Source organism: Spirochaetota bacterium, from assembly GCA_004297825.1.
Taxonomy (GTDB): Bacteria; Spirochaetota; UBA4802; order UBA4802; family UBA5368; genus FW300-bin19.
The window spans coordinates 14,423-33,186 of the sequence record SCSX01000040.1; the positions used below are offsets into that span (position 1 = coordinate 14,423).

15 protein-coding genes are annotated in these 18,764 nt (G+C 61.4%); 3 read left to right on the forward strand and 12 right to left on the reverse strand.

The annotated features are described in order from the left end of the window. Window positions 1-173: 173 nt before the first annotated feature. From EPN93_08775 to EPN93_08790, 4 genes are all read right to left on the reverse strand, one after another. Window positions 174-1,079 (reverse strand): pirin family protein, encoded by a 906-nt coding sequence (locus EPN93_08775; GenBank protein ID TAL36188.1) that lies wholly within the window; start codon window positions 1,077-1,079, stop codon window positions 174-176. 291 nt (window positions 1,080-1,370) lie between these two features. Continuing rightward, window positions 1,371-1,976 (reverse strand): YbhB/YbcL family Raf kinase inhibitor-like protein, encoded by a 606-nt coding sequence (locus EPN93_08780; protein TAL36189.1) that lies wholly within the window; start codon window positions 1,974-1,976, stop codon window positions 1,371-1,373. 339 nt (window positions 1,977-2,315) lie between these two features. Further along, window positions 2,316-3,722, reverse strand: coding sequence for a glucuronate isomerase (uxaC, locus tag EPN93_08785; protein ID TAL36190.1), 1,407 nt, complete (start codon window positions 3,720-3,722; stop codon window positions 2,316-2,318). Between the two features lie 40 nt (window positions 3,723-3,762). Next, complete coding sequence (locus tag EPN93_08790) at window positions 3,763-4,827, reverse strand: sugar kinase (protein ID TAL36191.1); 1,065 nt, start codon at window positions 4,825-4,827, stop codon at window positions 3,763-3,765. Between the two features lie 169 nt (window positions 4,828-4,996). Here EPN93_08790 and EPN93_08795 point away from each other — a divergent pair, with 169 nt between their 5' ends. The 3 genes from EPN93_08795 (at window position 4,997) to EPN93_08805 (ending at window position 8,142) form a co-directional block, all read left to right on the forward strand. Beyond that, entirely contained in the window at window positions 4,997-5,851 is an 855-nt protein-coding gene (locus EPN93_08795) for an SDR family oxidoreductase (protein ID TAL36192.1), read from the forward strand. Window positions 5,852-5,994: 143 nt separating this feature from the next. Beyond that, window positions 5,995-7,047 (forward strand): mannonate dehydratase, encoded by a 1,053-nt coding sequence (gene uxuA / locus EPN93_08800; protein ID TAL36193.1) that lies wholly within the window; start codon window positions 5,995-5,997, stop codon window positions 7,045-7,047. Between the two features lie 93 nt (window positions 7,048-7,140). Continuing rightward, window positions 7,141-8,142 (forward strand): LacI family transcriptional regulator, encoded by a 1,002-nt coding sequence (locus EPN93_08805; protein TAL36194.1) that lies wholly within the window; start codon window positions 7,141-7,143, stop codon window positions 8,140-8,142. A 25-nt stretch (window positions 8,143-8,167) separates the two neighbouring features. Here the strand turns inward: EPN93_08805 and EPN93_08810 are convergent, their stop codons facing one another. The 8 genes from EPN93_08810 to EPN93_08845 all read right to left on the reverse strand — a co-directional run bounded on the left by EPN93_08810 (window position 8,168) and on the right by EPN93_08845 (window position 18,637). Continuing rightward, entirely contained in the window at window positions 8,168-9,487 is a 1,320-nt protein-coding gene (locus EPN93_08810) for a hypothetical protein (GenBank protein TAL36195.1), read from the reverse strand. Between the two features lie 303 nt (window positions 9,488-9,790). After that, window positions 9,791-10,054, reverse strand: coding sequence for a type II toxin-antitoxin system Phd/YefM family antitoxin (locus EPN93_08815; GenBank protein ID TAL36196.1), 264 nt, complete (start codon window positions 10,052-10,054; stop codon window positions 9,791-9,793). A gap of 67 nt (window positions 10,055-10,121) precedes the next feature. After that, the gene (locus tag EPN93_08820) at window positions 10,122-11,468 is read right to left on the reverse strand and encodes an MFS transporter (GenBank protein TAL36197.1); all 1,347 of its coding nucleotides are present in this window, start codon (window positions 11,466-11,468) and stop codon (window positions 10,122-10,124) included. 4 nt (window positions 11,469-11,472) lie between these two features. Further along, window positions 11,473-14,454, reverse strand: coding sequence for a hypothetical protein (locus EPN93_08825; GenBank protein TAL36198.1), 2,982 nt, complete (start codon window positions 14,452-14,454; stop codon window positions 11,473-11,475). A 153-nt stretch (window positions 14,455-14,607) separates the two neighbouring features. Then, window positions 14,608-15,288: a hypothetical protein gene (locus EPN93_08830; protein TAL36199.1), complete on the reverse strand. Its 681-nt coding sequence runs from the start codon at window positions 15,286-15,288 to the stop codon at window positions 14,608-14,610. Between the two features lie 95 nt (window positions 15,289-15,383). Then, the gene (locus EPN93_08835; GenBank protein TAL36200.1) at window positions 15,384-16,322 is read right to left on the reverse strand and encodes a methyltransferase domain-containing protein; all 939 of its coding nucleotides are present in this window, start codon (window positions 16,320-16,322) and stop codon (window positions 15,384-15,386) included. 18 nt (window positions 16,323-16,340) lie between these two features. Further along, entirely contained in the window at window positions 16,341-17,354 is a 1,014-nt protein-coding gene (gene gapA / locus EPN93_08840; GenBank protein TAL36201.1) for an erythrose-4-phosphate dehydrogenase, read from the reverse strand. A 143-nt stretch (window positions 17,355-17,497) separates the two neighbouring features. Further along, on the reverse strand, window positions 17,498-18,637 hold the full coding sequence (locus EPN93_08845; GenBank protein TAL36202.1) for a PLP-dependent transferase: 1,140 nt from the start codon (window positions 18,635-18,637) through the stop codon (window positions 17,498-17,500). Between the last annotated feature and the right edge of the window lie 127 nt (window positions 18,638-18,764).

The following is an 18,764-nucleotide window of genomic DNA, read 5'->3' on the forward strand; positions in this document are numbered from 1 at the left end:
TTCAAATTAGACTCGCTTGTCAACCAGTTTTAGCCAATTTCGTTTTACGCCGCCTGCCGCACCCGGCCACGCGCCCCGTGCGCTTTCGGCGTTATGCGCAATCAGTATACGCACGCATGGCGATTTGTCAACCCATTCGCGGATGAATTTTTCAGGGTACGGGGAACCGGGGGTCACTTGTGCTTGATAAAGGTGCCCGCCTGGTATTCCTCGAACGCCACCCGCAGCTCGTCCTGGGTATTCATCACGATGGGCCCATACCACGCCACCGGTTCGCCTATGGGCCTGCCCGATATGAGAAGGAACCGCGCGGGCTCGGTGCCGGTGGCGACCAGGACCGAGTCCCCGTCCCCGAAATGCACGAGGGTCTCGTTCGCGACAAACGGCTCCTGCGTGAAGTCGAAATAGTTAACGCCCTCCGCGTCGTGGGCGAAGGGTTTCCGCTCGTTGCAAAAATAGCATTTCCCTCCGATTACATACGCGAGCGCGGTATGCCCCTTCTTGACGGGATGCGTGTACTCGCAGCCCGCGGGAACGGTGATGTCGAGATATTCCGGCTCGGTAACGATGTCCTTAACCGGCCCGGGGGTACCGCCCACTGCGCCGCAGATGATTCTGATCCTGACCCCGCCGCCCGCCTCGACTTCCGGTATATCGGAACTCCTGATCTCCTGGTAACGCGGGTCCATCATCTTGTGGGAGCGCGGCAGGTTCGCCCAGAGCTGGAAGCCGTTCATCACCCCCTGCGCGTCGCCCTTGGGCATCTCCTGGTGTATGATGCCGCTGCCCGCGGTCATCCACTGGATATCCCCGGCGGAGATGACGCCCTTGTTGCCCATGCTGTCGCCGTGCTCGACGTTACCGCGCAGCATGTAGGTTATCGTCTCGATGCCGCGATGGGGATGCCAGGGGAAGCCGCGAATATAATCCGACTCCTTCCCCGAACGGAAATCGTCCAGCAGCAGGAACGGGTCGAACATGGTCGCCTCGCCGAACCCAATGGCCCTCTTGAGATGCACCCCGGCGCCCTCGAGTACCGGCCTGCTTTTGATGATCTTCCTGATTTTCCTTATGCTCATGGCTCCTCCAGATACGAAAATGTCCATCCACCTACCCCTCCCTTGACGGGAGGGGCCAGGGGAGGGTGATGATGCCCAACCTGGTATGGTGCTTCTTCACCCCCACCCGGCCTCCCCCATCAAGGGGGAGGGGAACGGCTCGCCTATATGCGCTTTTCTTGTTCACGGGCCCGGCTGTTGTTCATACCGGACCTTTCTCACTAATTTACAATAGGACCCTTCATCTTTTATCTCCCCCATCTCTTCAATCCCTTCATCCCCCTTTCCGTTACAACGCGCCGATACGCATGTTTATGGTTTTTTTGCCGCTTCCTTCCTCTCGGCCCAGGTCACGAGCGTCGCGCGGGCCAGGGTGTGGGTGAACAGGTTGAACCCGAGGAACGCGGGGGTCGCGTCTTTGGGGACCCCCAGGGTCTCGACATCGACCGCGTGCACCACGAAATAATAACAGTGCTTCCCGTGGCCCACCGGCGGAGCGGCGCCCAGGAAGCGCACGTTGCGCGCGTCGTTGGGCAGCATGTACGCGCCCTTGGGCAGGCCCTTCCCTTCCGGCGCGCCCGCCCCCGTCGCGAGCATGGTCACGTTCGCGGGGATGTCCACCACGGCCCAGTGCCAGAACCCGCTGGCCGTGGGCGCGTCGGGATCGTAGAGCGTCACGACGAAGCTCTTGGTTTCTTTTGGAAACCCGCTCCACGCGAGCTGCGGGGAATCGTCCTTGCCGCCGGCCCCGAATACGCCGCTCATCTGGGCGACCGGCATGGCCTCCCCGTTCTTCACGTCGGTGCTGGTCACGGCGAATGCCGGAACCTTGGGAAGCTTTTCATACGGATTGTCCGTGCACGACGTGCATGACGCCGCGACCAACACTGCGATAGACAGCAATGCGATACGTTTCATCGATTCTCTCCTGGTTGAAGGTGTGCGCCCTGCGGATTCCCCTTTTCCCGCTACGAGAAAAGGCTACCGGCTTCCACGGCGCCGTCGGTCGGCACAATGCGGTTGGATTGAAGAAAGATACGGAAATTAAGACTGCGCGTCAACGTGGGGGGCATAATTTAGATGCTGTCATTGCGTATTCGCTGGAAGCGTTCATCCGCATTCCCCTCCCTCGATGCTACCCATTACCCACAAGTTAAAAACGCCCCCCATACCCCCCTCCGGGGGATTTAGGGGGCCTCCTGAGGCAGTTTTTGTGATATGGGTAATGGGTAGATCAAGGGGGAGGGGAAGCCCCGCTCACGGAAAGCCGAACCACGCCTTCGCGTTGTGGTAACAGATGTCCCCCACCATTCCGCCCACAAGCTCGAGATCGTCCGGAATAAGGCCGCGCCGCATGTCCTCCCCGAGCATGTTGCACAGGATACGCCTGAAGTATTCGTGGCGCGGATACGAAAGCAGGCTCCGGGAATCCGTCGTCATTCCCACAAAGCGGGAGAGGAGCCCCATGGACGCGAGCGCGCGCATCTGCCGCTCCATGCCGTCCTTCTGGTCGAGGAACCACCAGGCGCTCCCGAACTGCATCTTTCCCGGGATCGACGCGTCCTGGAAGCAGCCGATCACCGACGCGATCACCTCGTTGCCGGAGGGATTTACCGGGTATAGTATCGTCCGCGTGAGGGAGTCGTCCGCGTCCAGCCGGTCGAGAAAGGCGGCAAGGGGCGCCGCGTGCCGAAAGTCGCCGATCATATCGAACCCGGAATCGGGCCCCAGGGCGCGGAAGCGGCGCGTGTTCACGTTCCGCAGCACGCCCATGTGAAGCTGCTGCCCCCATCCCTTCCGGTGGTTGAGACGCGCGAGAAAATCGAGCATGTGGCCGCGATAGGCGTCCATCTCGCCGGGGCCGGGCGTATCGGCCCCCCGCGCCTTCGCGAACACGCGCGAGGCCTCACGCTCGTTCGCGACTGTGCCGGGCAACGTCTCCACGCCGTGATCGGCGAGCCGGCATCCCTTCGCATGAAAGAAGTCCTGGCGCGCGCGCAGGGCCTCTTTCATATCGCCTAACGTTTCGATCCGCGCGCCCGCGGATTTTCCCAGCGCGTCCAGCCACGCGTTGAACAGCGCGGGATCGTCCGCGCGAAGCGCCCTGTCGGGCCGCCATGCGGGATAGAGCTTGAAACCCGCGGCGCCCGCATCGAAGCGCGCGTGGTGTTCCAGGGAATCGGCGGGATCGTCGGTGGTGCATACGGTCTCGACCTTCATGGCTCGCACGAGTCCCCGCGCGCCGAATTCCGGGCCGCGCAGCGCGGCGTTGCAGCACTCGTAGATTTCCCGCGCCGTCTTTTCGCAGAGAAGCGTATCGGCGATCCCGAAGCAGCGCGCGAGCTCAAGGTGCGTCCAGTGGTAGAGCGGGTTGCCCAGCGTGCGGGGCACGGTCGCGGCCCAGGCCTGAAACTTTTCCCACGGCCCCGCGTCCCCGGTGATGAGGCGCTCCTCCACCCCGTTCGCGCGTATCGCGCGCCACTTGTAGTGGTCGCCCTCGAGCCAGAGTTCGGTTATGCTTTCGAAGCGCCGGTCATCGGCAATGTCCCCTGGCGAGAGATGGCAGTGATAATCGATGATGGGCATGTCCTTCGCGAAGCCGTGGTAGAGCGCGCCGGCCTCGTCGCTTTCGAGGAGAAAGGTATCGGTTATGAAGGGCTTCATCGTGGTTTTCCGTTATGCGATACTCTACTCACTTTCAAGCTCATCTCTTTATCCGTCCCGAGGCGTCTCCCTCCAGGAGTGCCCGTATCTCCGCGGGGGACGCGAGGTTCACGTCACCCTCGATCGAATGGGCCAGGCACGATGCGGCGACCGCGTATTCGAGCGCCTCCTCGCGCGTGCCGAGCATTGAAAGTCCGAATATAAGCCCGGCCGCGAAGCTGTCGCCCCCGCCCACCCTGTCGACGATGGGGCTGATATCGTACGTCCGCGAAAAAAACGCGCCCTTCCCGTCGCTCACACAGGCTCCCCATCGGTTGTGCGACGCCGATACGCTTTCGCGCAACGTGATCGCCGCGAGACGCACATTCGGGTAGGCGCCGATCACTTCGGCGGCAAGCTCCCCGTAGCGCGCATGATCCAGCTTCCCCCCGGACGGATCGAGCGCCGTTCCTATTCCCAGCGCCTTCTGGCAGTCCTCCTCGTTCGCGATGATGACGTCCGCCAGCGCCGCGAGGCGGGGCATCACGTCCCGTGCGCTCGCGCCGTAGTTCCAGAGCGCGGCGCGGTAATTGAGATCGCACGAGACCGTGCAGCCCGATGCGCGCGCGGCCTCGATCGCCCGGAGCGATTCGTCCGCGGCACCTCTCGAGAGCGCGGGCGTGATTCCCGTTATGTGAAACCATCCACAGCCCGCGAGCGCGGCGCGCCAGTCGATGTCCCCCGGCGCGATTTCGCTTATCGCGGAGTGCGCGCGGTCGTAGATGACGCGAGAGGGACGCTGGCTCGCGCCCTTTTCCATGAAGTAAACGCCCATGCGCGCCCCCTTGCGGAGGGAAACCATCGACACGTCGACCCCGTACCCGCGCAGGTTCCTGAGCGCGGCGCGCCCGAGATCATTGTCCGGCAGCACGCTCAGAAAGCGCGCGGACAGGCCGTGGATCGCGAGGCTCGCAAGCACATTGGACTCCCCGCCCCCGAAGGTCGCCTGTAAGCCGGGCGACTGCAACAGGCGCTCGTTTCCCGGCGGCGAAAGCCTGAGCATTATCTCGCCGAACGCGGCGTATACCCGTTCACCCGCCTTCTCGTACCCGGTTACCCCCGGCATGACGTGTCCTCCCCGCGCGCCGTTTCGCATTCCGGCCGCGTACGGTGAAATCCTCCCAGGAACTTGCGTTTTTTGCAAGAATAAATAAATAATTGCTGGCACACGGCCCGGTTCCATGCGATCATAGGTTACGGGAAGGCACACGAGTTATACGGGGGAGGCGGCGCGCATGGAATTGCCGTTTAAGGTCGATCTCACGGGACGCACGGCGGTGGTCACGGGTGGGGGGGGCGTGCTCTGCGGCGCATTCGCCCGGGCGCTCGCGCGCTGCGGCGCGCGCGTCGCGGTCCTGGATTTGAAGATCGAGAACGCCCAGGGCGTGGTGAGTGCTATCCACGCCTCGGGCGGGACCGCGCTCGCGGTCCAGGCCGACGTGCTCTCCGCCGAGAGCCTCAAGGCGGCGGAAGAGCGCGTGCGTGCGGAATTCGGCCCCTGCAGCCTTTTGATCAACGGCGCCGGGGGGAACCACCCGAAGGGCACGACCAGCCGCGAGTATTTCAACCCGTCCGACGCCGGCGCGGGACCGGACACGGTCACGTTCTTCGACCTTGACCCGGCGGGGGTGGAGTTCGTGTTCCGGTTGAATTTTATCGGCACCCTCGTCCCCACGCAGGTTTTCGCGCGGGGCATGATAGGCGCGAAAGGGGCGTCGATAATAAACGTATCGTCCATGAACGCGTTCAGGCCGCTCACGAAGATTCCCGCCTACAGCGGTGCGAAGGCGGCGGTGAGCAACTTCACGCAGTGGCTGGCGGTGCATTTCTCGAAGGCGGGGATACGCGTGAACGCGATCGCACCCGGCTTTTTCCTCACGGAGCAGAACAGGACCCTCCTCATGAACGCCGACGGCATGTTCACCCCGCGCGCCGCGACGATACTCGCGCACACCCCCATGGGGCGTTTCGGGAACGCCGACGATCTTATCGGTACGCTCCTCTGGCTCGCGGACGAAAAGGCCTCGGGATTCGTGAACGGCACGGTCATCCCCGTGGACGGCGGCTTCGCGGCCTTCGCGGGGGTGTAGCCAAAAAGGGGGGTTAGAGAAATTAACAGGGATTTGCAGGATATTAAGGATCGGTATAATCATCGGACATGCAAATCCCTGTCCATCCTGACAATCCCTGTTAGAATGCCTTAGAGGAGATGAATCTATACAGGAGTTTCATCATGCAGATGACATTCAGGTGGTTCGGCGAGGGCGATGCGATTCCCCTCGAGTACATACGCCAGATACCGTCCGTGAAGGGCATTGTGTCCGCGTTATACGACATTCCCGTGGGCGACGAATGGCCGGCGGACAAGATCGCGGCGCTCAAGCGGCGCGTGGGGGACGCGGGTCTCGTACTCTCGGTGATCGAGAGCATCCCGGTGCACGAGGACATCAAGCTCGGGCGTCCGTCGCGCGACCGTTACATCGAGGCGTACCGGGCGAGCGTGCGGAACATGGGGAGCCAGGGCATACCGGTGCTCTGTTACAACTTCATGCCCGTCTTCGACTGGACCCGCACCGATCTCGAGGTCAAGAATCCCGACGGATCCACGTGCCTGTGCTACGACCACGACAGAATCGGGGGGATCGATATACGCGGCGAGGGCCTGGAGCTTCCCGGCTGGGCGACGGCGTACACCCGCGCGGAGCTCACGGCGCTCCTGGACGCGTATGCCGGGGTGAGCGACGAGGCGCTCTGGGAAAATCTCGAGTATTTCCTTAAAGCGGTCGTCCCCGTCGCCGCCGAATCGGGCGTGAAGATGGCGATACACCCGGACGATCCGCCCTGGCCCATCTTTGGCCTGCCGCGCATCGTCAAGGACGAGGCCGACCTCGACCGGCTGGTGAACACCGTGGACAGCCCTTCGAACGGCATCACCTTCTGTACAGGCTCGCTGGGACCCAACCGCTCGACGGAGCTCGTGCGGACGATCGGCAAATTCGCGCGCATGGGGCGCGTGCATTTCGTGCACCTGCGCAACATCCGGCGCTCAGGCGAGCGCAGCTTCTGCGAGACGGCGCACACCACCGAATCCGGCGACATCGACGTGTACGCGGTCATGAAGGAGCTCGTGGACGCGGATTACCGCGGCATGATGCGGCCGGACCACGGGCGCATGATCTGGGGCGAGAAGGGAAGGCCCGGGTACGGTCTCCACGACAGGGCGTTAGGCGCGATGTACCTGTGGGGCCTCTGGGAGGGCCTTAATAAATCTAAAGGGGACAGGTAGGTATCGGCCCCCGCGCGATCGAACGCCCGCCGGGAAAATCGCGGCGCTTAAGGGATTCGGGGTCCGATTCGCCGTTAGGCGTAATTAAAAACCATGTTAAAAATAAAAAAACTTAAAAGCATCGAGGACATCGCCGTGGCCTGCGGGGTCTCGATAAGCACGGTGTCGCGCGCGCTCAACAACGAGCCCGGCATCTCGAGCAAGACCCGGCAGAAAATTTTAAAGATGGCCCAGGAGCAGAACTTCACGCCCCGGACGCGCAAGCGTCCCCTCGTCCGCTCGCAGCTCGATCTCATGGTCGTGGTGCCCGAGGAGGAGGAGCTCTCGGCGAATCCCTTTTTCAATGTGTCCGAGCTCCTGGGCGCCATAAACGAGTCGTTCCGCACCGAGCGCAAGCGCGTCGAGATAATCACCGCCGAGAACTTCGCGCATTACATCGACGTCGAACGACCGGGCTGCGACGGCATCCTCTTCGCGTATCGCGGCATCGAGGAGGCGCTCCGGAAGAGGCTCCGGGACCGGAAGATACCGCACGTGTTCCTGAGCCGCAGCTTCGCCGACGACAATTACGTTTCGTGCAACGGCATCAAGGGCGTGCTGCAGCTCGTGGAGCACCTTCTCGCAACGGGCCACCGGCGCATCGGCTATTTCGGAAACGAGGGGAATCCCAACAACGCGGACAGGCTGCGCGGCTACCGGCTCGCGCTCGCCGAATCCGGCACCGCGCTCCCCGCCGATCTCGTGTTCATGAACCGGGGCGCCCTCGATTCATGCCGCCCCGCCGCCGAATTCTTCGCCGCGAAAAAATGTGACGCAGTCGCCTGCTTCAACGATTTCCAGGCCGTCACCCTCATCAACGAGCTCGCGGCGCTCGGGAAGCGCGTGCCCGCGGACGTATCGGTGACCGGGTTCGACGACTCGCCGCTCTCGCGCGTGTCGCGCCCCCCCGTAACGACGATCGCGCTTCCCACATTTGAGATGGCCTTCCTCGCCTCACGCTGGCTCAGGGATAACATCCTTAACCGGCTCGACCGGTCGCTCCGCATCGAGGTCGACGGGACGATGGTGGTGAGGAAGAGCGTGAGGAGAAAGTAGGCAGACAAGCCGGGTGGTACACTCATTACCAGAAGGTCGTCTCCGTGTATGTGCCGGGATACAGGTCCGCGGCAAGCGTGGGCGCATGCGTTCCATCATAAACCCAGAGCTCGCGTCCGTTTTCGTCGGTGTAGGCACTGAAATATAATTTACCATTATATTCGACAAAGTAATCTGGTGAACTATCGCCGTTCGTATTTATATCGGCGACCATGTGCGGTGCGGCAGCGCCGTCGTATACCCACAGCTCGATGCCACGCACGCCGTCATCGGCGGCGAAATAAAGCTTGTTATTGAATGGCAGCATGTGACGACGCTGATATCGTTGGAACTCGCAACTGTCGCCCGGATGAATATCTGACACCATTGATGGAGCATTTATTCCGTCGTATTTCCAAAGCTCAAAGCCGTGAATGCCGTCATCCGCAATAAAGAATAACGTATCGTTCAGCACGGTCAATCCGCATATCCCGCTTCCAGAACTGCCGGTATTGATGTCCATCACCAGTTCAGGCGGGTTCGATCCGTCATATATCCAGGGCTCCCGTCCGAAATTACCGTCGTCGGCGCTGTAAAAAAGCTTGTCCTTAAAAACGATCATGGCTCCTAGTAAATTCCCCTCCACGGGGTTTATGCCCGGGGCAAGCTTGCATCCGTCGGTCTCATCGTATGACCACAGTATCCCCGCCCCTTCGGCGGTGTATGCGTTGAAGAACAGCTTGTTATTAAAAATGATGCGCAGCGAAACCCCGTGAGCATACTCGGGGTCCGGATCGAATATCAGGCCCGGCTCATTCGAGCCGTCATAGCACCAGAGGCTTCGCATGATGCCGTAATTCGTGAAGTACATCTTGTTATTGTAAATTATTGATCCATCCGGATACACCCCCGCGGAACCCGCTTGGGACATCGACTCTATGAACGCCGGATCGTCGAAACCATCGTATTTCCAAAGCCCCAGGGTTGAAGGGTTTTTCATTCCGAGGAAATAGAGCGCATCGTTCCACACCAGCAACTTCCATGGAGCAAGGCCGGAAAGGCAATCCCAGGATTCCGTCGGATAATAGCGCGGAGATGAAATCCCGTCATAGGAAAACAGAAAGGCCTGATTTCCCGACCGTGAACCGAAAAACAATAAATCGTTATATACGATGAGGTCGGTGGGCCCGGATGAGTGGGGGTATACATACTCGGTTCCCCAATCGTCGGAAAGATCCATGGTTCCGACATCGCAGGAAAGTATATGCGAAGCGAGAAGAATAATCGGGATTACGATTTTCGCCAGCTGTCCGGCTTTCATCGATGAACCTCCACGATTCCTGAAGCTGGTTTGAGCATTATGCATTACTCTGTCGTTTGCGAATGGCTTTGCCGGGATATGGCGCCACCTTAAGGCTTATAGTCGTACACTCTTTGATAAGCACATTTCATGCCAACCAGGCTGTTGAGCGGGATCGGGTAATCCCTGGATTTTCGAGGAGTTGGGAGCGCCAGGTTTCTGGGCTCATCGGGAATTGATATTCTGTTGATCTATTTTAACACAGTGTAGCAATTTCACAACACGGAGCACGTCGTTTCGACCAGCCTGCGCATGCAACATGCCGCGTGTACGCGATGCGGCCCGCAGAGCCATGTGCCGAGTCTGCCTTTATGTATTTCTCTCCGATTGCTTCCAAAATGCATCATGTTTAAATTTATGGTCGGAAGTTATTTGTTTTTCAGATTTGTGGATGATATTTTGAAAAATCTTTGATTCGGATAAAATAATCCGCTCTAATTGGTCATCATTTTCTATAGCTAACAATACGGCCGCCGGCTTTCCATTTTTTGTGATAACAACGGCGACATTATGGGAATCCTTGATATATTTACTCAGTTTTGATTTTACTTCAGCGATTGACGCGATTTTCATAATTTTACTTCCTTGTTCCCAATCAATAATCTGTTGTTTATCTTTACGCCTATGGCAGAGATTGATATTATTCCAGTGTGCGCACCCTCTTCATCCCGGGCGCGAGCACGTTGAACATGCACCACGCGAGCAGGTAGGCGCTGCCCGATACGAGGAAGAGCGCGAAGTACCCCGTCCGGATATCGCCCTGCGCCTCCCAGTACTGGAGCACGTTTCCCGCGAGGGCGGCGATCAGCATGCCGCCTAACGCTCCCGCCATGCCGCCTATGCCCGTGACCGATGCCACGGCCTTCGCCGGGAACATGTCCGAAACCGTCGTATACAGGTTCGCCGACCAGGCCTGGTGCGAGGCCGCGGCCAGGCTCACGAGCGCGATCGCGGCCGGGAGACCCATGCCGTGCGACTGGACAAAGACGATGGGGACGACCAGCAGCGCGAAAAGGAGCATCGTACGGTTGCGGCTCCGGTGCGCCGGCATGCCGCGGGCGATCATGAACGACGAGAGCCAGCCGCCGAACACGCTCCCCACCGTGGTCGCCGTGTAGATGACGACCAGCGGAAGCCCGAAGCTCTTGAGGTCCATCCCGCGCACGTCGGCCAGCCAGCCGGGGATCCAGAAAAGGAAGAACCACCAGATGGGATCGGTGAGAAACTTCGCGGCCACGAAGGCCCACGTCTGCCGGTAGCGGAAAAGCCCCGCCCATGAGAGGGGGGCGCCGGCCGATTCCTCCCGGTCGCCCCGGATGAACCTGAGCTCGGCCGGTGAAAGCCGCGCGCTCCGTTCGGGGCTGTCGTAGTATCGGAACCAGAAAATAAGCCACATGAGCCCCACCGCCCCTGTCGCGACGAACGCCGCCTGCCAGCCGAACGATCCGGCGAGCCAGGGAACCAGCACCGGCGCGAGTATCGCCCCGATGTTCGTGCCCGAGTTGAAGATGCCCGTGGCGAGCGCCCGCTCCTTTTTCGGGAACCACTCCGCGACCGTCTTGATCGCCGCCGGAAAGTTGCCGGCCTCGCTCACGCCCAGGAAGGCGCGCGCGACACCGAAGCCGAGCGCACCGCCCGCCGCGGCATGCAGCATCGAGGCGAGGCTCCACAGGAAGAGGAAGAGCGCGAAGCTGATCTTCGTGCCTATGGCGTCGATGATCCTTCCGGACAGAAGCATCCCGGCCGCGTACGCGAACTGGAACGCCATCACGATGTACCCGTATTCGGATTCGCCGATACGCAGGTCGGTCTTCAGCAGGGGCTTCAGTATTCCGAACACCTGGCGGTCAAGGTAGTTGATGCTCGCCGCGAAGAACAGGAGCGCGCAGATAACCCAGCGGAAGTTTCCGCCGGGTCCGGTCACTGCCGCGCCCGCGCGCGCCCCCTGCCCGGGGGCGGTATCGGCGACCCCGCCTTTATTGCTCATCGCGTCAGTCTATGAGCGAGATGACAGTCGCCCACAGGATTTTCAACTGCAGGGAGACCGGGAGGTCCATCTCGGCTTTTTTCGCAGGCTTCGCCTCGAACCGGATTTCGGGGGAGCGCGGTCCCTCGCGCCCCTCCCCGTCCAGCGGCGCGACCGCGGCGTAGTAGGCGCGACCCTCTTCGAACGGCGCGCCCGTGGAAAATTCCTTCACGAAAAGGGTGGACTCGCCGCCCTTCTGCGCGAAGGTGCGCGGGTAGGCCCCGGGTTCCGTGCCGCAATAGACGCGGTAGCCGCGAATATCCCCGGCCGGCTTTTCCCAGTGGAAGTAGATGCCGCCGTCGCCGTACACCGCGAGAAATCCCAGGGGGGGCGCGGCTTCGCGGCGCGGCGCGGTGACCGGTTTATCGGCGGGACCCGCGGTGAACGGTGGACGCGCGAACGAGATGAGCGCGCGCTTCTCCGCGTCCGGCAGCGTATCGCCTTCGAAGAAGGAGACCATGAGCGAGAATTGCGCGCTGTGTCCCGAGTAGGTGCACGCCGCCGTATGGTACTGGTCGCCCGAGAGCAGCGAAACCGTGAAGCCCTGCCCGTTGCTCCAGGTCGGCTGATAGTACTGTTCCCCGAAATAGGTGCCGAACGGGTTCAGGCGCAGGTGAAACCCCGTCCAGAAACCGTAATCGATCTTGAGCGGGCAGAACGCGAAGTTCGACAGGACCGAGGTGTCCATCGCCACGGCGATGCCGCCCTCCTTCCCCGCCACCGCGACATACTCGGCGGTGATATGGTTGTTCACGTTCGCGAGCGCGAGATTTTTCCTTGAATGCCTGGAGTAGTCGATCGGGTATGAAGATTCCACCCCCAGGAAATTCCTCTTGAGCACCCTGAAGGGCGAATCCCTGTCCGCGGTGGGCGCGAACGTGAGCTCGCAGGGCGCAACCTCCTGCCACGCGGGATCGTACAGGCGCGCGAGCGCCGCCATCTGCGGCTTGAAGACGACGGTGCGCGGGGTATCGGGATAGGTGATCGAGGCGTCGATAAACACGGAACCCACGCCCTCCACAAGGTACAGGAGGTAATCGATATGACCGGGGCGCGTCCCCGCGACCGGAAGCGTGAATTCGCCCGTGAGCCTGAGCGCCGCCACGCCGCCGCCTCCGTCCCTTACCACGCGCGCTTCGAGCGTCCCCGGCGCGTATTTCTTTCCATCGTACACTATACTTGGAAGAAAGCTGTCTTCGAAGAGCTCAACGACGCCTCCCTTCGTTACGCCCTGCACGTGCCCGCGCCCGTCAACCTTGATCTCGACCAGGCCATTGCCCAGCCCCGCGGGACTTGCCGTTGTGCGGAATTGTGTGACGCCCGCCTTCGTTTTCCGGTACAGGTTGTACGTCCCGTCCGTCAAAAGGGGCCCCGGGACGTAGAACCGCGCCCTCCCGTCCCTGTCGGCGGGAAGGGCGTACGCCGTGAGGGCGCGCCCGTCCGCGCCCTCGATGAAATGCTCGCCGGGCGCGTCGTACCCTTGCGCGAAGGTGACGACAACCCCTCCGCCCGCAGCCGCGCGCTTCTCTCCCATGATGAAGATAGAGCCCGCGAGCTCCGCGCCTTCCGATACGCGCGCCGGCGGCCTCCGGTCACGGGCGAGGCCTTCCGCGACCGCGCGCGCGCGGGCGCGCGCGAATTCCGAGCTTCCCTTGAGCTCCGCGATGATGCCTTCCACCACGCGCTCGCGTGTGCGTGCGAGGAACGGCGTCGCCATGCCGAAGTTAGTCGTGGAAAGAAGCCTCATGCGCGATTCATACGAGCGGTCGAGCGCGGCGCGCACGTCCGCGGGTATCCCCATCCCGGCGCGGGCGTACACCCCCTCCGCGATTTCGTGCGTGCGCCGGTCGGCAGCGACCTCCTGCCAGTAGTCGCTCGAATAGGCCTTCTCGGACCAGGACACATAGCCGTTAAAGCTCCCGTCCGCCGCGTCCTGCCCGAAGGAAATCTCCCCCGCCGGTTCGTGCGTCTTCACGTACTCGTCTATGGAGGTGAAGCGCACGTAGTCCATTCCCGCCGCGTCGTCGATAAGCTGTGACAGCCCGCCGGTATTGGGGAGCCAGGAAAGGTAGGAAGGAAGCTTGTACCCGTACCAGTACGAATCGTCGGCATCGGCGTTGATGCAGATGAGCACGTCGCGCGTGATGTTCCCGCGCAGCTGCTCGCGGTGAAGATCACGCACCCATTTTTTAATGCTGATGTTCTCGGCGAGGTCGCCGTGGTTGTACGCGGGGATTACCAGCAGCTCCTCCTTCGTCTCCCTGTTCCGGTACATGAGCGGATTATGCGCCTCCTCCAGGGTGAGCTCGCGCTCGAACACGCGGAAGGCGTCGAAGGGGATCGCGCTGTAATAGAGCACCACGCCCTTGAGGCCCAGGTCCTTGTAGAGCCTGTAATTGCCCGGCGTGATCATCATCTCCTGGGGGCGCACATAGGGTGTCCATTTCTGGAAGAGATCGGCGACCCCGCTCCCCTTCGGGTTATGAATGGAAAGCTTCATCGAGTCCAGGAATTCCTTCTCGTTCAGGGCGGACGACAGCGCGTTGTTGTACGACATGAGTATGATCTCGTCACCGTTTTCCTTTACGCGGCGCTGGAGGTTTTTAATGATGTCGGGCGCGTATTTCGGGAGCGTCTCCTGGAGCGAGAAGAGGTTCTCGAAATCCCAGGTGCCCTTGACGGGTATGCCCTTCGCGTTTTTCTCGTCGAGCACCTCTATGATCTTCCGGATGATCCGAATGTCCTTCCCGAACCCCGCCTCGTCGTTGGTGTCGATGCGGTAGGAGTGGTAGAGGTTGCCGTGAAATCCAATCGAGAGGTATACCTTGCGGTCGGTCGATTTGCCTATCAGGGTGAGCCGGGGAATCACCACGATGCCCGCCAGCCAGATCAACAACAGGCCGGCAAGGGAGAGAATGGCTATCATCACTACGTGTTTCACGCTCACGTCGATACCTCCGGGGGTTGAGATGGGGACCGGCTCATGGAGCAAGGCTGGATGATATTTGCGTATTTTGCAAGCAAAAAGAAAAAATATTGGAAACCGTAGAGACGTCCCGCCGGGACGTCTCTACGGTACGGTACGGGGAACGCGCGCGCGTCAGCAGTTTACGCAGGTCTTAGCCTTATCCTGCTCCGTGTATATTACGTTGCTGTTGTCGGCGATGTCCATGCGGAAGCTGTCGGCCAGGGGCACGTGGTAATTGTCGAAGGCCGCGAAGCAATAGGCCTTGGACTTGCGGTAATAGGCGATCGCGTCCAGGGGCCGCCCGTTCTCCATGTAGCGGTCCGCCATGCGTATCGAGTCGGAGGCGTTGCTGATATTGACGTCCCCCGTCGTGAACATGGTGATCTCGGTCTCGACGGTCCTGGACTTCAGGGCGAGCTGCATCTTGGACCGGATGTACATCTTCACCGTCTCGGTGTGTATCTTCTCGGAATCCTCGCGGTACTTCTTCGCGATCCTGGCCGCGAGCTCCTTGATCTCGGCCGCGTTCTTCCTGAACATCTCCGCCGATTCCGGCATCTTGCGATGCAGGTAGAGCGTCACCGCCAGCGAGTACGAATCGAGGATGCGGTAGAATTCCTTCTCGCCGCCGCCGTAATTGATTATGGGCACATAGAGCGCCCGGATATTCATATAATTATTGTTCATAAGCGTTTGTACGATATAGACGGGATCGTTGGCAAGTGTAGGGTTTTCCTCTTCCGCGCCCGCGTACGGGGCCGCGATAAACAACAGGCCCGCCATCGCAAGTAACGTCAACCATCGGCTCTTCATGAAATTCCTCCTCACTGCGCGTATGCATGCCTTCCCTCTCGGGATCGACCAATATACACACGGTATGGGGGGAAAAAAAGGCCTGGAGCGATATTTTAGCGGTAGGCGATGAAAAAAAACCTGAAGAATGGGAACAGGATCCGCCCGTTTTCCATAGCCGGGTAGTCCTTTTCAAGCTCGATGCGCACGGCCCGCTCGAACCGCGCCCGCTCGTCCGCGCCGTCCATGCGGTCGAGGAAGGGCCTCATCCCGGTGCCGCGGCTCCACTCGATGATCGATTCATGCGTGTCCATCACGTGGATATACCTGGTCTCCCATAGCTCCACCCGGGCGGAAAGCCGCGCGAGTATCGTGTAATACTCAGCATAATCCAGGCAGGTGAGCATCGCCTCGCAGCCGGCCGTCTTTTCCCGCCATTCCGGCAGGCTGGCAATCTTTCGAATCGCGATGCCGAGCGGCATCCGGTTGAACGCGGGCAACTGGACCGCAAGCGCCCCTCCGTCCGCCGTCATACCGAACAGGCGGGGGATCAGGGTCTCGTGGCCGGGCATCCACTGGAGCGCGGCGTTCGAGAACACGATATCGAACCGTGCGTCCGGATCGTAGGCGCGCGCATCGGCGAGTATCCACTTTCCCCCGGTGTCCCCGGCGCGGGCCTGTTCCAGCATGGAGGGCGAATCGTCGACGCCCGTCAGGTTGGCGTTCGGCCAGCGTCGCGCGAGCACCCGCGTGCTGTTTCCCGGTCCGCAGCCTATATCGACGATGCGCCGCGGGTCTCCGATTCGAATCCTGTTTACGAGATCGATCGCGGGCTGCGTCCTCTCATCCTCGAATTTCAAGTAGAGCCCGGGGTCCCAGTCGCGCGTTCCGCTCATGCAGCCCCCCTCGCGTCCATCAAGATTTTCGCCCCGAAACCGGGACGATCCGCGCATCGGCCCCCGAAAAATAATAGCGCGGGGCGCCGATTCGCTCATTCCCTCACCGTGAAAAGTATCCCGCTTGATGCGAGCGCGCCGCCATGCTCTCTCCGCCATTATAAACGCCTGAAGGATTCAAATCCCCCGCATCGCGGCCGCGGTCTCGCACATGCGGACGGCGTACGCCCACTCGTTGTCGAACCAGGCGTAGAGCTTCACGAGCCTTCCGCCGGCCGCCCGTGTGAGCGAAGCCTCTATTACCGCGGATCGCGTGTCGCGCTGGAAGTCGCATGAGACGAGCGGCTCCGTATTGACGCCAAGGATGCCCGCGAGATGTCCCCCCGCGGCCTCCATGAGCGCGCGGTTCGCATCGGGGGCCGATACCGCTTTGCCCGCAAGGAGCGTGATGTCCATTGCCGATACGCTCACCGAGGGTATGCGAACCGCAATGGCCTCGATCTTTCCCTCGAAGCCCGGCAGGACGCGGGCGACACCGGAACCCAGGTGCGTGTCCACGGGAACGATCGAGCGTTCGGCGGCGCGCATGCGGCGAGGGTCGGCGTGATGATAGGAATCGCCCACCGGCTGGTCGTGCATGGCCGCGTGGATCGTGGTTACCTGTCCGCACTCGATCCCGAACGCGTCGTCGATTGTCTTGAGTACCGGGATCAGGCAGTTCGAGGTGCAGGAGGCGTTCGACACGATCCGGTCGTTCGGAGAGACCTGGCCATGATTCACGCCGCGCACCACGGTGCGGTCGACGTCCGCGGGACCGGGATAGGAGAGGAGCACCCTTCCCGCCCCGGCCGCGAGGTGCCGCGCGGCGTCCGATCTTGTCGTACACAGCCCGGTGCACTCGAGCACGAGATCGATGTCCAGCAATTTCCAGGGAAGCCGGTCCATGTCCGGTTCGTTCAGCAGGCGGACCCGGTCATTCCCTATCGCCATGGTTTCGCCGTCAAGGGAGACCGGCAGGGAGAAACGCCCGTAGATGGAATCGTATTTTGTCAGGTGGACCATCGCGGGGAAACCGGCGATGTCGTTCACGGCGACGAGCTCCAGCGATTCACGAAAACCATGCTCGTAGAGCGCCCTTAGCACGCACCGTCCGATTCTGCCATACCCGTTGATCGCAATCCTGTATGTCACCTCAGCCACCGTTCCGTATCATCATTCCTTCACCGACATGCAGTGCCTTCCTTGCCCCCTCAGGGGGTGCGGGGGATCCCCATCTCCCTTTCCTTTGACGTTATGCGTCACAAAGGCGTGCAAGAATAGGAGAGGGCTCGGAATTATAATCGCGCGGCCTGTGCCAAGTCTTCCATGAGGTCGTCCGCGTCCTCGAGTCCCACCGAGAGGCGCAGCAGCGTATCGGTGATGCCCAGGGCTTCCCTCTCCGGGGCCGGTATCGCCGCGTGCGACATCTTCGCCGGGTATGAGAGGATGGACTCTACGCCCCCGAGCGATACGGCAACCGTCCAGTAATGCACGTTCCTCATGATCGCGTAGGCGCGCTCCACGCTGTCCGCCGCGAAGGAGACGACAGCGCCGTACCCGGTCGCCTGGCGTTTTATGATTTCGTGACCCGGGTGCGCGGGGAGGCCGGGATAGAAGACCCTGCTCACCCAGGGCTGCCCGGCAAGCCAGCGCGCGATCTTCATGGCGCCCTCCGCCTGAAGGGTCATGCGCGCGCGGAGCGTCTTTATCCCGCGCATGAGGAGCCAGGAGTTCTCGGGCGAGAGCATGCCGCCCGTCGTGATCTGCACGTGGAGCACCTTCCGGCCCATCTCGCGCGTCGCCGTCACCACGGCCCCGGCGACCAGGTCCGAATGCCCCCCCAGGAATTTCGTCGCACTGTGCACGCTCATGTCCACGCCCAGCTCGAGCGGCCGGAAGAAGTACGGAGAGAGAAACGTGTTGTCGAGGATCGTGACGAGGCCGTATCGGCGCGCAAGCGCAACCATCGCCTCGAAATCGATTATCTTCAGCAGGGGATTCGAGGGACTCTCGAGAAAGAGCACCCTGGTGTTGTCGCGCATCGCGCCCTCGACCGCCGCGATGTCCGAGGTGTCGGCAAAGGTATGCGTGATGCCGAAACGATCAAGATAATTCGTGAGGAGCCGGTAGCTCCCGCCGTAGAGGTCCCTTGTCGCGACGATGTGATCGCCGCTCTTGAGCACCGCCGTGAGTGCGGCCGTGAGCGCCGCGACGCCGGATGCGAAGGCATAGCCCCGCCTGCCCCCCTCGAGCGCCGCGAGGATCTCCTCGAGCGCGCGGCGCGTGGGATTTCCGGAGCGCGAGTACTCGTACTGCTGCCGCTCGTCGATATTCTTCTGATGGTACGTGGACGCGGGATAAATGGGGATGCTGAGCGCCCCGGTGAAGGGATCACGGTCCGCGGCCCCGTGCAGTATTTTAGTATCGTATTTCATGAGCACCCTCTTCCGTTGCCCCTCCCCTAACCCCTCCCCTCAAGGGAGGGGGAAAGTTAATTTCGCGCATTTTATCAGATTCCGTTCTGCCTTCCCGTTATACGCCACTGCCTCATGCAACAATCCG

Bases quoted from the DNA above. Each gene is read 5' to 3' on its own strand.
- EPN93_08775 (TAL36188.1), bottom strand. From the start codon at position 1,079: ATGAGCATAAGGAAAATCAGGAAGATCATCAAAAGCAGGCCGGTACTC.
- EPN93_08780 (TAL36189.1), bottom strand. From the start codon at position 1,976: ATGAAACGTATCGCATTGCTGTCTATCGCAGTGTTGGTCGCGGCGTCA.
- uxaC (TAL36190.1), bottom strand. From the start codon at position 3,722: ATGAAGCCCTTCATAACCGATACCTTTCTCCTCGAAAGCGACGAGGCC.
- EPN93_08790 (TAL36191.1), bottom strand. From the start codon at position 4,827: ATGCCGGGGGTAACCGGGTACGAGAAGGCGGGTGAACGGGTATACGCC.
- EPN93_08795 (TAL36192.1), top strand. From the start codon at position 4,997: ATGGAATTGCCGTTTAAGGTCGATCTCACGGGACGCACGGCGGTGGTC.
- uxuA (TAL36193.1), top strand. From the start codon at position 5,995: ATGCAGATGACATTCAGGTGGTTCGGCGAGGGCGATGCGATTCCCCTC.
- EPN93_08805 (TAL36194.1), top strand. From the start codon at position 7,141: ATGTTAAAAATAAAAAAACTTAAAAGCATCGAGGACATCGCCGTGGCC.
- EPN93_08810 (TAL36195.1), bottom strand. From the start codon at position 9,487: ATGCATAATGCTCAAACCAGCTTCAGGAATCGTGGAGGTTCATCGATG.
- EPN93_08815 (TAL36196.1), bottom strand. From the start codon at position 10,054: ATGAAAATCGCGTCAATCGCTGAAGTAAAATCAAAACTGAGTAAATAT.
- EPN93_08820 (TAL36197.1), bottom strand. From the start codon at position 11,468: ATGAGCAATAAAGGCGGGGTCGCCGATACCGCCCCCGGGCAGGGGGCG.
- EPN93_08830 (TAL36199.1), bottom strand. From the start codon at position 15,288: ATGAAGAGCCGATGGTTGACGTTACTTGCGATGGCGGGCCTGTTGTTT.
- EPN93_08835 (TAL36200.1), bottom strand. From the start codon at position 16,322: ATGGCGGAGAGAGCATGGCGGCGCGCTCGCATCAAGCGGGATACTTTT.
- EPN93_08845 (TAL36202.1), bottom strand. From the start codon at position 18,637: ATGAAATACGATACTAAAATACTGCACGGGGCCGCGGACCGTGATCCC.